Source organism: Microbacterium capsulatum, from assembly GCF_030865425.1.
In the GTDB taxonomy this organism is placed as follows: Bacteria; Actinomycetota; Actinomycetes; order Actinomycetales; family Microbacteriaceae; genus Microbacterium; species Microbacterium capsulatum.
The window spans coordinates 215,426-227,817 of the sequence record NZ_JAVFCB010000007.1; the positions used below are offsets into that span (position 1 = coordinate 215,426).

Annotated in this window: 7 protein-coding genes; all 7 read left to right on the plus strand. The window is 72.8% G+C overall.

The genetic code is table 11. The features are described from left to right. The first annotated feature begins 50 nt into the window (after positions 1–50). The 7 genes from RBR11_RS13405 (at position 51) to RBR11_RS13435 (ending at position 12,302) form a co-directional block, all read left to right on the plus strand. On the plus strand, positions 51–1,313 hold the full coding sequence (locus RBR11_RS13405; protein WP_308489847.1) for an MFS transporter: 1,263 nt from the start codon (positions 51–53) through the stop codon (positions 1,311–1,313). A gap of 98 nt (positions 1,314–1,411) precedes the next feature. Then, entirely contained in the window at positions 1,412–7,063 is a 5,652-nt protein-coding gene (locus RBR11_RS13410; RefSeq protein WP_308489848.1) for a family 1 glycosylhydrolase, read from the plus strand. Between the two features lie 269 nt (positions 7,064–7,332). Continuing rightward, positions 7,333–7,920, plus strand: a complete 588-nt coding sequence (locus RBR11_RS13415; RefSeq protein ID WP_308489849.1) for a hypothetical protein — start codon at positions 7,333–7,335, stop codon at positions 7,918–7,920. After that, positions 7,917–9,158 carry a sensor histidine kinase gene (locus tag RBR11_RS13420; protein ID WP_308489850.1) on the plus strand — a complete coding sequence of 414 codons (1,242 nt, stop codon included), beginning with the start codon at positions 7,917–7,919 and terminating at the stop codon, positions 9,156–9,158. Before RBR11_RS13415 ends, RBR11_RS13420 begins: the two co-directional genes overlap by 4 nt. After that, entirely contained in the window at positions 9,155–9,865 is a 711-nt protein-coding gene (locus RBR11_RS13425; RefSeq protein WP_308489851.1) for a response regulator, read from the plus strand. Before RBR11_RS13420 ends, RBR11_RS13425 begins: the two co-directional genes overlap by 4 nt. Before the next feature lie 151 nt (positions 9,866–10,016). Next, positions 10,017–11,255 carry a serine hydrolase domain-containing protein gene (locus tag RBR11_RS13430; RefSeq protein WP_308489852.1) on the plus strand — a complete coding sequence of 413 codons (1,239 nt, stop codon included), beginning with the start codon at positions 10,017–10,019 and terminating at the stop codon, positions 11,253–11,255. Between the two features lie 30 nt (positions 11,256–11,285). Continuing rightward, complete coding sequence (locus tag RBR11_RS13435) at positions 11,286–12,302, plus strand: magnesium and cobalt transport protein CorA (RefSeq protein ID WP_308489853.1); 1,017 nt, start codon at positions 11,286–11,288, stop codon at positions 12,300–12,302. Positions 12,303–12,392 lie beyond the last annotated feature (90 nt).

A 12,392-nucleotide genomic window follows, 5' to 3' on the forward strand; every position in this document is an offset into this window, starting at 1 on the left:
GTTACCGCTATGGTGGTCAGTCTACAGCCCCCATCCGCTTGGAGACACCGATGTCTGACCACGCCGCCGACACCCTCGTGCACCCCGATCCGACCGGGACGAAGCTCCCGCCCTCGCTGCGGCGGCTGTTCCGAGTCGCGCCCCTCGCCTCCGCGGCCGCGCCGCTCGCCTACGGCATCACCGCCTACTTCATGGCGATCCAGGCGCAGCTGTTCGACGCCGACGCCAAGGTCGGGAACCTCGCCCTGATCAACACGCTCTCCGCCGTGGCGGCCATGCTCGCGCAGCCGATCTTCGGCGTGCTCTCCGACCGCACCCGCTCCCGCTGGGGCGCGCGCCACCCGTGGATGCTCATCGGCACCGCCATCGGTACGGTCGCCCTGGTCACGGCCGGGCTCGCGACGAACGTGGCGATGCTGACGGTCTGCATCATGCTCATCCAGTTCGGCTACAACGCCTGGCAGGGACCGTTCGCCGCCCTGCTCCCGGACCGCGTTCCCGAGCGGTTCCGCGGGCGCTACTCGACCGGCGTCGGGCTCGGAGGGCTGCTGGGCGCGGTCATCGGGCCGATCCTCGCATCGCCCTTCGCGAAGAGCATCCCGGTCGGGTACGTGTCGCTCGCGGGCGTCGTGATCCTGCTCATCCTGCTCTTCATCGCGCTCGTGCCCGGCACGGACAACCGCGGCGAACCTCGCAAGCCGTTCTCCCTCACGGCGTTCCTCTCCGCGTTCTGGGTGAATCCGATCCGCCACCCGGACTTCTTCTGGGGGTTCACCGGGCGGCTGCTGCTGTTCGGCGGGTTCTACATGATCAGCAACTTCAGCCTCTACATCGCGCAGGACTACGTCGGCCTCAGCCTCGGGGAGGCGACGTCGATCGTCCCGCTGCTCGGCCTCGCCGGGCTCCCCGGTCTCATCATCGCGACCGCCGTGGCCGGACCGCTCTCCGACCGGCTGGGGCGGCGGAAGCCCCTCGTCCTCATCTCCGGCCTGCTGATCGCGGTCGGTGCGGCCATCCCCTTCGTCCTGCCCTCGGTGCTCGGCCTCACGCTGCAGACGATCGCCGTGACGAGCGGATTCGGCGCCTTCGCGGCCGTCGATCAGGCCCTCATGTCCTCGGTGCTGCCCAGCCCGGAGGACTTCGGGAAGGATCTCGGCGTGCTGAACCTCGCGGCGACCCTGCCCAACACGGTCGCCCCGGTCGCCGCCGGCGCCATCGTCGTCGCCGTCGGCTACGCGCCGCTGTTCCTGATCGTCGGCGGGATCGCCGTCCTCGGCGCCCTCGCCGTTCTGCCGATCCGTTCCGTGCGCTGACCCGGGACGTCTGCGCACCCACCCGCCTCACCGTCGCGCCCGTCGACCCAAACCGTCGCACCCGTGGACCCAATCGTCGCACCCATCGAAAGGACGAGATGACCTCCCCCACCCCGCTCCAGCGCATCCTCCCCGTGCCCCGAACCGTCGAGGAACGCCCGGGCCACGCCCGCATCCGGCCCGGCGCCCCGCTGACGGTCGCCTCCGCCGAGCTGCTTCCGTCGGCGCGGCTGCTCGCCGAACGGCTGGAGGCCTGGGCGGGCATCGCCGTGGCTTCCCCGGTCGTCAGCGCTCCGGCACCCGGTGGCATCCATCTCGCCGTCGCCCCGGCCGACGAGCTCGTCGCGACCGTGCCGCCGGCGACCGGCGTCGCGGCCGACGGCGCCGACCTCGGAGACGAGCGCTCGGCGCTCACGCTCGCGGCCGACGGCATCCGGGTCGTGGGAGCGGCGCCCGCGGGCGTCCACCGCGCGGTGACCACACTGGCGGCGCTCGCCGAGCAGGGCGAACGGGATGCCGAGGGGCTGGTGCTGCCCGCGGCCGCGATCGCCGACGGCCCGCACCTGGCCTGGCGCGGCCTCTCGTTCGACGTCGTGCGCGCGACCTTCACGAAACAGGAGGTGCTCCGCGTGATCGAGCTCCTCGACCGGTATCGCATGAACGTGCTGCACCTGCACCTGACCGATGACCAGGGCTGGCGGATCGAGATCCCGTCGCGGCCCGAGCTGACCCCGCCCGGCAGTGCGCACTTCACGCAGGCGGAGTTCCGCGAGATCGTCGAGTTCGCGCAGGAGCGGTTCATCACCGTCGTCCCGGAGATCGACCTGCCCGGGCACTCGTCGGCGGCCCTCGTGGCGTACCCCGAGATGACGCGATCGGGAACGGCGTGGGCATTCCCGAGCGACCCGATGCAGGCCATCGCCCTGATGGCGTCGGGAGAGCACCAACCGCAGTACCTCGACCCGGAGAAGGACGAGGTGTGGGCCTTCGTCGACGACGTCGTCTCCGCCGTCGCCGCACTGACCCCCGGCCGCTTCGTGCACATCGGCGGCGACGAGGCCTTCGGGATGCCTCACGACGAGCACGTCGCCTTCGTGCAGCGCGCCCGCGAGATCGTCCGACGCCACGGGAAGGAGCCCGTCGGCTGGCAGGAGGCGATCCGCGCCGACTCGGCGCCGGGCGAGCTCGTCCAGCTCTGGATCGACGGCGGCGCCGCCATCGACGGCGAAAGCCCGTTCCTCGCCGCACTCCCGCCCCAGCTCACGGAACTCCTCGTCACCGCCTTCGCCGACTCCGCCGCCGATCCCGAGCGGGTCGTCGAGAAGCGCGCCCGCGTGATCATGTCGCGCACCGGTCTCGCGTACCTGGATGCCCCGTACGCCGAGCCCTCGACCGACGAGGACGGCGAAGCCCGGCGCGCCCGCGTCGGCATGCCCGGGTATCCGGCGGTCACGATCGAGGGCTCGGCCACCGTACCCATCCCCGGCATCGACGAGCCGACCGAGCTCGACGTCGTCGGCTTCGAGGCGGCCATCTGGTGCGAGACGGTGCAGGACTTCGACGACCTCAGCTACCTCCTGCTCCCACGGCTCCCCGGGCTCGCGCAACGGGCCTGGGCCCCCGGACCCGCGCGCGACTGGGCGGATCTTCGCGTGCGCCTCGGCGCGCAGGCGCCCGCCTGGCGACGCGAGGGCCTCACGTTCCACCACGCCCCGTCCATCGATTGGCGCGGCGAGCCCGCGCAGAAGGAGACCTCCATGTCACGCGTCCCCGACGGCTTCCTCTGGGGGGCCTCGACCTCCGCCCATCAGGTCGAGGGCAACAACGTCTCGAGCGACTTCTGGCGGATGGAGGGAGGAGGGCCGATCCTGGCCGAGTACTCGGGCGACGCCGATGACAGCTACCACCGCTACCCCGAGGACATGCGGCTGCTCGCCGACGCAGGCCTGAACGCCTACCGCTTCAGCATCGAATGGGCCCGCATCGAGCCCGAGAAGGGCCGCTGGTCGAACGCGCAGCTCGCGCACTACCGCCGCATGATCGACACCGCGCGGAGCCTCGGCCTCGAACCCGTCGTGACCCTGCACCACTTCACCTCGCCGTACTGGTTCGCCGAGGCCGGTGGCTGGAAGGGCGACGAGGCGCTGGAGCGCTGGGCCCTCTACATCGAGAAGGTGTCGGCGATCCTCGGCGACGTGGGATGGGTCTGCACCATCAATGAGCCGAACATGGTCGGGCTCACGCACATGTTCCTCGGCGCCGAAGCCGATGCGCTGACGGGCGGCATCACCTTCGCCCAGGACGGCCCGCTCATGCCCGACACCGCGATCGGCGAGCGACTCGTCGAGGCGCACCGCCTCGCGACCCGGATCCTCCGCAAGCGCACCTCCGCGAAGGTCGGCTGGACGATCGCCCAGCAGGCCTTCACCCCCACCGAGGGCAACGAGGCGATGTTCGAGAAGGTCAACTGGGCCTGGGAGGACCTCTTCCTCGAAGCGTCCCGCGACGACGACTTCGTCGGCGTGCAGTCGTACACGACCCAGCCGGTCGGCGCCGACGGCCCGGTGCCGCACCCGCCGCACCCCGACAACACGATCACGGGGTGGGCGTACCGACCCGACGCCCTCGGCATCGCCCTGCGGCACGCCCACGACGTGACCGGCAAGCCGCTGCTCGTCACCGAGAACGGCATCGCGATCGCCGACGACACCCGTCGCATCGAGTACACGCGCGAGGCCCTGCGCCACCTCGCCGCCGCCGTCGAGGACGGGATCGACGTCCGCGGATACCTGCACTGGTCGGCCCTCGACAACTACGAGTGGGGGCACTGGGCACCCACCTTCGGGCTCATCGCCGTCGACCGCGAGACGTTCGAGCGCCGCCCGAAGCCCAGCCTCGCCTGGCTCGGCGAGGTCGCCCGCACGAACGCCGCGGAGATCCCGGCGGGCACCACGTCGTTCGCGCCCGGGTCGGCGGTCGATGGCAGCACCACCCGCCATGCGGACGCCCTCGCCCGCCTCACCCTCGAGCAGAAGGTGCGACTGCTGACGGGTGCCTCCGTGTGGTCGTTGCACGGCGAGTCGGCCATCGGCCTGCGGGGCATCGTCGTCTCCGACGGCCCGACCGGCGTCCGCGGGCAGGCGCTCGACGACCGCGCACCGTCGGCGAGCCTCCCCTCGGCGACATCCATCGCGGCGAGTTGGGACCTCGACCGGCTGCGCTCGCTCGGCCGGCTGATCGCCGCCGAGGCGCGGTCGAAGGGGGTCGACGTGGTGCTCGGGCCGACGATCAACCTGCACCGCAGCCCCCGCGGCGGCCGCCACTTCGAGGCGTTCAGCGAGGACCCGTGGCTGACCGGCACCCTCGCGTCGACCTACGTCGAGGCCGTCCAGGCGGAGGGCGTCGGCGTCACGCCGAAGCACTACGTCGCGAACGACAGCGAGACCGACCGGCACACCGTCGACGTCCGCGTCGATGAGCGCACGCTGCGCGAGCTCTACCTCGCGCCGTTCGAGCGCGCCGTCGCCTCGGGCGCCTGGATGATCATGTCCTCCTACAACCAGGTCAACGGGAACCCCGCCACGGCGAACGAGCTGCTCGCCTCGCCGCTGAAGGACGAGTGGGGCTTCGACGGGGTCGTGATCTCCGACTGGGGCGCCGTCACCGACACGGTCCGGTCGGCGGCGTCGGCTCAGGACCTCGTCATGCCCGGCCCCGACGGCCCGTGGGGCGACGCCCTGCTCGCCGCGATCCGGGCGGGCGAGATCGACGAGCGGATCATCGACGACAAGGTGGCGCGCCTGCTCCAGCTCGCCGAGCGCGTCGGAGCCCTCGACGCGTCGCCGCGCACCGAGACCCCGCTGCCGTGGGTGGATGAGGACATCGCCACGATCCTGCGGGAGGCCGCGGCGGACGGAATGGTCCTCGCGCGCAACACCGGCCTCCTTCCGCTCGCCGACGAGGGGCAGCGCATCGCCGTCATCGGGCATCATGCACTCGTCGGGCGCGGGCAGGGCGGTGGCTCCGCGAGCGTGTTCCCGCCGTACCAGGTCAGTCCGCTCGACGGCATCCGAGCGGCGTTCCCGAAGGTGACCTCGACCGTCGGCGTGCCGCCGACATCCGACCTCACGCGTCTGCCGGCCGCGTCACTGACCCACGCGGGCGGATCCGGCGTCGAGGTCTCCTACCTCGACGCCGACGGCTCGGTCTTCGCCTCGGAGATCTTCCCGAGCGGCCGTTTCGCGTGGTTCGGCGACGCGAACCTGGCCATGGCTGCGCAGATCCGGATCCGGACCACCTACGTCGTCCCGGCCGACGGCCCCCGGCGCCTGGGCGTCTCGGGTCTCGGCGGCCTGGAATGGAAGGTCGACGGGAAGGTCGTCTTCTCGGGCAGGGTCGAGCCGGTCGACGGCGCCGACCTGATGGAGACGGTGCTGAACCCGCCGGTGCGGCGCGCCGAGTTCGCCTTCGTCGCCGGGCAGCGCGTGCCCCTCGAGGTGACGCTGAGCCCTTACCTTCCGAACGGGATCCCGTTCGCCGCCCTCATCCTGGGCGAGGAGCAGATCTTCGACGACCCGAAGGTCGAGCTCGAGCGCGCGGTGGCTGCGGCGCGCGACGCCGACATCGCGGTCGTCGTGGTCGGCACGACCGAGGTGATCGAATCCGAGGGCTACGACCGTGCCTCCCTCGCCCTGCCGGACGGACACGACGATCTCGTCCGTGCGGTGGCCGCCGTCAACGACCGGACGATCGTGGTGGTCAACGCGGGCGCCCCGGTGCTCATGCCGTGGTTCGACGAGGTCGCGGCGGTGGTGCTCGCGTGGTTCCCCGGGCAGGAGTTCGGCAACGCGCTCGCCGATGTCCTGCGCGGCGAGCGCGAGCCGGGCGGCCGGATGCCGACCACCTGGCCGCGAGCCGAGGCCGACGTCCCGGTCTGGACCGTCGAACCCGCCGATGGCGTCCTCGAGTACGCCGAACGCGGTGACATCGGGTACCGGGCATGGACCCGCCAGGGGCATCCGGCACCGCTGCTCGCGTTCGGCTCGGGCCTCGGCTACACCACCTGGACGACCGCGAACGCCGCCGCTGAGGTGCTCGCCGAGGGCGGCGCCCGTGTGACGGCCGACGTCGAGAACACGGGCGAGCGCACCGGGAAGCAGGTGGTGCAGGCCTATCTCTCGCGTACGGGCCCCTCCGACATCGACAGGCCGGAGCTCTGGCTCGCCGGGTTCGCCGTCGTGCGCGCCGAGCCGGGGGCGGTCACGGCGATCTCCATCGACCTCGAGCCGCGCGCCTTCGCGCACTGGTCGGTCGAGTCGCACGCATGGACGGTCGAGCCCGGCAGCTACGCGGTGAGACTCGGCACCGGCATCGATGCGCTCGGCGAGGCGATCCCCGTCGAGGTCACGAGCACTGCCACCGGGCTGCGCGCCCTCGAACCGGACGACGTCGCCTTCGGGATCCGCAGCGACTTCGCCCCGCGCACGATCGCACCGGTGGTGACGGTCGACCACGGGCGGGACGCCTCGACCGGCCCGATCCCGACTGCGGCGAGCCCGCTCGGCGACCTGCTCGATCACCCGGTCACGAGGTCCGTGATCGAGCAGACGGCGCCGGATCTCGCCACCCACCCGATGCTCGGGATGATCAAGGCGATGCCCCTTGCCACGGTGCTCACGATGGCCGCCGGGCAGATCCCCGCCGAGACGGTGCAGCTCCTCACCGAGCGCCTCGCCGCTGTCGCCGACTGACCGAGGGTGAGGGGCTGCGGGCGGTCCGCAGCCCCTCACGTCGTTCGGGCGGGGCTTCTGCGCACATCGGCCGGCCGCGGGAGAAGACCGGGCTCGGACACGCGGGAACAGGCGATCACCCCGGATCAGGCCGACGGGATCCGGATCCGCCTGATCCCGCGTGGCCGCCTGATCCCGCGTGTCGGATGTTCCGATCTCCACCCGTCCACCCGCGGATCTCCACCCTCGGGTGGTGCCCGCGGGATCCGGATCCGAGGAGCATCGGGGACATGAACCTCACCGTCCTCTCCGACATCCTTCTGATCCTCGTCGCCGTCGGCGTGATCGCCGTCCGGCAGATGACCTGGCGTCCCGTGCTCGGCGGCCGGGACTGGCTCTTCCCCGCGCTCGCCGCGGTCGTCGGCGCCGCGCTGAGCGTCCAGTCGCTGAACGGCGGCGCGCTCGGCCTGATCGACGTCGTCGCGTTCGTCATCGAGATCGTGATCTCCCTCGCCGTCGGCGCCGGGATGGGCGCGATCGCGCACATCCGCCCGATCGCCCGGACCGCGGGCGCTCCGGCGCCGGGGGCGTCCGCGAAGGCGATCGCGCTCGCCGCGGCCGAGTTCGAGACCCGCACAGGGGCCTGGGGTCTCGCGCTCTGGGTCGTGCTGATCGGCGCCCGCGTCGGCCTGTCCTTCGCGTTCGCCTCGTTCGGCAGCCACCTCGGGATCTCCGGCGGTCTGATCCTGCTCGTGCTCGCCGCGAACCGCGCCGCACGGATCCTGGTGCTGCACAACCGCGTCCTTCGACGGGCTCAGGAACCGGAGGGCCGGCGCACTGCCGCGCGGGGCGGTTCGGCGCGCATCATGGTTCCGTGACCCGCATCCCATCGCTGACCTGGTGGAGCGCCGGCATCAACCTCGCCGGCGCTCTCGCCGTCGTCTACGGCCTCTGGCATGTCGCACCGAGGATCGCGCCGTGGGTGATCGTGCTCATGCTCGCCGGACTCGCCGCCTGGGCCGGTCGAACCCTGACGGCGGCGCTGCGCCGGCCGGAGACGGATCCGGCCGCGCAGAGCGCGTCGAGCCGGCTCTCCCGCGTGGTCGCGGCGGCCGTGCCCGTGGCCTTGGCCCTCACCGGGGGAATCACCGCGGTGCCGACGCAGGGGCTCGGGGCGGCGCTGCTCGTCGTCGCGGTGCTCCTCGCGACCAGCGATCCGACGACGCCCGCTCCGGCCTGGGGTGCGGTCGCGGCCGTGGGCGCCCTCGCGACCGCGGCCGGCGCGCTGCTCGCGGCGCAGGGTGCGGCGGGCCCTGACGGCGCCCAGGCGGGCGTGCTCGGATTCGTCGCCGTGCTCGCCGCGCTGGTGCTCGCGGTCGTCGGCGGGCTCGGCCGCCGGGCGCAGCGCGTGCTGCTGATCGAGCGGGCCCGATCCGCCGAGGACGCGCTGCGCGCGCAGGAGGCGGCGTCGCGCGTGGCGATCGCCCGTGACCTGCACGACGTGCTCGCGCACAGCCTCGGCGGACTCGTCGTGCAGCTCGACGCGGCGGAGGCGCTGCTCGAGGCGGGCGACGCGGAGGCGGCCGCGAGCCGGGTGGCCGCCGCCCGGAGGCTCGCCGCCGACGGCCTCGACGAGGCCCGCGAGGCCGTCCGCACCCTGCGCGAACCGGGCCGGCCGGAGCCTGCCGCGCCGCCGTCCGACTCGATCGATCCGACCGAGCTCGGCGACCGCCTGCAGGCCCTGCTCACCGCGCACGAGGCGATCGGCGGCAGCGCCGGGCTCGGCGTCACGGGCCGACCGCGCCCGGTGCCGCCCGCGCTCGCCGACGCCCTGGTCCGTACGGTGCAGGAGGGTCTGAGCAACGCCCGGAAGCACGCGCCGGGGTCGGTCGTGCGGATCCGGATCCTCTGGCATCCTGACCGGGTGGAGTGCGTCGTCGAGAATCGGATCGGGTCGGACGTCCCCGCGGGCGCGCCCGGCAGCGGGCTCGCCTCGACCGGCGGAGGCTACGGCCTGCGCGGCGTGCGGGAGCGCTTCGCCGCGCTCGGCGGGACCGTGAACGCGGGCGTCGACACGGGCGGACTGTTCAGGCTGCGCGCGGAGGCGCCGGCATGAGCGCGCGGATCCGGATCGTCATCGCCGACGACCAGGCGATCGTCCGCGACGGGCTGGAGACCGTGCTGAGCCTCGTCCCCGACTTCGAGGTGGTCGGCACCGCGGCCGACGGCGCCGCCGCGGTCGCCCTGATCGCGCAGCTCGCCCCCGACGTGGCCCTGATGGACCTGCGGATGCCCCTGCTGGACGGGGCATCCGCGACCGCGCGCGTGACCGCGGAAACGCCCGGCACCGCGGTCCTCGTGCTGACCACCTTCGCGGACGACGCCGACATCGTCGCAGCGCTGCGCGCCGGCGCGCGCGGCTACCTCACCAAGGACGCAGGCCGCGCCGAGCTCGCCGCCGCGATCCGGGCGGTGGCGGCCGGTCAGTCCACGTTCTCCGAGCCCGTGCGCGGGGTGCTGCTCGGGCGGATCGGCGCCCTTGCGGAGGCCGTGCCCGGGCCGGACGCGGCGGCCCGCCTCACGGACGCCGACGCGGATCCCGCCCTCGAGGAGACCCTCGCCGCTCGTTTCCCCGCCCTGACCGCCCGCGAGCGCGAGGTGTACGCGCTCGTCGTGCAGGGCCGCTCGAACGCCGAGATCGCGGCGGCGCTGTTCGTCGGCGTCTCGACGGTGAAGACGCACATCAACGCGCTTTTCGCGAAGCTCGGCGCCCGCGACCGCGCGCAGGCGATCGCGATGGGCCTCGGCAGCACCGGCCGCTGAGCGTCCCGGACCGAGGCTCCGCGACCGGGGCCCGTCTCCCGCGCACGGCTGGCGGGGATCCAAGGTGCTCCGCATAGACTCGGGGGGAATGGCAGGGGGTCGAATGCGCTGGATCACAACTCGTCGCGCCGGAGCACTGGTGGCGAGCGCCGTGGCACTCGCACTGGTCCTGACCGGGTGCGGCGGCGGAAGCGTGGCGGCCCCGACGTTCACCCCGAAGCCGCAGGTGCAGGGCCCGCTGCCGAACGACGTGCAGGACCAGCTCAAGGCGGCCGTGCAGCGGGCGATGGCGGCGAGCGGATCCAGCGGCGCGATCGTCGGCGTGTGGGCGCCGTGGAGCGGATCCTGGGTGGTCGGCCTCGGCACCGTCGCCCCGGGGGACAAGACCCCGGTGAAGACCGACATGTCGTTCCGGATCGCCGACGTCACCCGGATGATGACCTGCGACGTGCTCTACGCGCTCGCCGACCGCGACATCGTCAAGCTGGACGACAAGATCCCGACCTACGTCTCGGGTGTGCCGGATCTGTCCGACGTCAGCCTCCTCGATCTGTGCGACGGCACCGCCGGCATCGGGTCCTCCGCGAGCACGGTGATGTCCGCGTGGCTGAACAACCCGGACCGGGAGTGGGAGCCCAAAGAGCTCGCCTCCTACGGGCTCGGGCAGTCGCGCACCCCGGCGCACACCGCCTACCGCGACTCGGACGCCGGCTACCTGCTGCTCGGGCTCGCGCTCGAGCGCGCCACGGGCCGCACCGCGGCGCAGCTGATCCGCGAGTACGTCACCTCGCCGCTCGGACTCTCCTCCACGTCGCTGCCCGGCTCGACCGCGGACGCCCCCCAGCCCGCGCCGGCGCTGGACGGGTTCTATCTGCCGCAGGCCGCCAACGGCGCCTACGCGTGCGACAAGCCCGCCGACATCACCGTGGCCTCGGCGAGCATGGGCTACACCGCGTCCGGCGTCGTCTCCACGATCGACGATCTCGGCCGGTACGCGCAGGCCGCCGCCGTCCAGGCGCTGCGCGTGAAGGACACGCCCAAGCGCTTCGGGAAACCGCTCGCCGTCGCCTCCGGAGCACCGTCCTGGTACCAGGCCACCGGCGGGGCGTACCTCGTCGGATCCTTGATCGGCCAGCACGGCGCGATCCCCGGCTACCTCACCGCCGCCTACTCCGACCCGGCCAGCGGGTTCACCGTGGCCGTCGTGCTCAACGACTCCAGCGCGGGCGGCGGGATCGCGGGCGACCTCGCCTGGGAGCTCTCCGCGATCGCCTCGAAGGCTCCGCCGGCCAAGGGGCGGAAGGCGCCGGCCTTCGCCCTGCCGTTCACGGCGGACGACCGCTCCAAGTCCGTCGACGCCGCGGCGATCTGCCATCCGGCGCAGGGCTGAGCACGCCCGTCCCACGATCGGAGGTCCGCGATGGCGATCGTCGACAACGGCATCTACGTCTCCGGTGTGCGCACCGACACGCCCCACACGCTCGACGAGACGTTCCGGCTCATGCACGACCGCGACGGCATGGGGTGGATCGGGCTGTACCGGCCGAGCGAGACCGAGGTGCGCCAGGTGGCGGCCGAGTTCGGCCTGCACGAGCTCGCCGTCGAGGACGCCCTCACCGGGCACCAGCGCTCCAAGCTGGAGCGCTACGGCGACACCCTGTTCGTCGTGCTGCGCCCCGCCCGTTACCTCGACGCGACCGAGGAGGTCGAATTCGGCGAGCTGCACGTGTTCGTCGGCCCGAACTTCGTCGTGACCATCCGTCACGCCGAGACGCCGAGTCTCAGCCGGGTCCGCGGCCGGATGGAGCGCGACCCCGAGCTGCTCGCCCGCGGGCCGGAGGCCGTGCTGTACGCGATCCTCGACGAGCTCGTCGACGAGTACTCGCCCGTGCTCGCGGGCCTCGACAACGACATCGACGAGATCGAGGCGCAGCTGTTCCTCGAGGAGGCCGACGTCACGCAGCGCATCTACGAGCTGTCCCGCGAGGTGATCGACTTCCAGCGGGCGACCCGACCGCTGCAGCCGATGCTGGAGGCGCTGCTGCGCGGATCCGCGAAGTACGCCGTCGACCTCGAACTGCAGCGGTACCTGCGCGACGTGCTCGACCACATCCTCGCCGTCGCCGAGCGGGTGGGCAGCTTCCGCAGCGCCCTCGACAACGCGCTGACCGTGGAGGCGACGATCGTCGCCCGGCGGCAGAACGAGGAGATGCGCCGGATGACCGAGGAGAGCATGCGACAGGGCGAGGAGGTGAAGAAGATCTCCTCCTGGGCGGCCATCTTCTTCGCGCCGACGATCGTCGCCGGCATCTACGGGATGAACTTCCACGACATGCCCGAACTCGGCTGGGGCTTCGGCTACCCGATGGCGATCGGCCTCATGGTCGGCGGCGCCGCCGTGCTGTACGTCGTGTTCAAGAAACGCGGCTGGCTGTAGCGCTCCCGGCGCGGTTCGCTCGCGCGATAGTGTCGGCACGGAGCGGATCCGCCCGACGGCGGGCCGTTCGGAGCGTCGGCGAAGAGAAGG

Coding starts and splice junctions, on each gene's coding strand:
- RBR11_RS13435 (WP_308489853.1), top strand. CDS start 11,286: ATGGCGATCGTCGACAACGGCATCTACGTCTCCGGTGTGCGCACCGAC.
- RBR11_RS13415 (WP_308489849.1), top strand. CDS start 7,333: ATGAACCTCACCGTCCTCTCCGACATCCTTCTGATCCTCGTCGCCGTC.
- RBR11_RS13405 (WP_308489847.1), top strand. CDS start 51: ATGTCTGACCACGCCGCCGACACCCTCGTGCACCCCGATCCGACCGGG.
- RBR11_RS13425 (WP_308489851.1), top strand. CDS start 9,155: ATGAGCGCGCGGATCCGGATCGTCATCGCCGACGACCAGGCGATCGTC.
- RBR11_RS13410 (WP_308489848.1), top strand. CDS start 1,412: ATGACCTCCCCCACCCCGCTCCAGCGCATCCTCCCCGTGCCCCGAACC.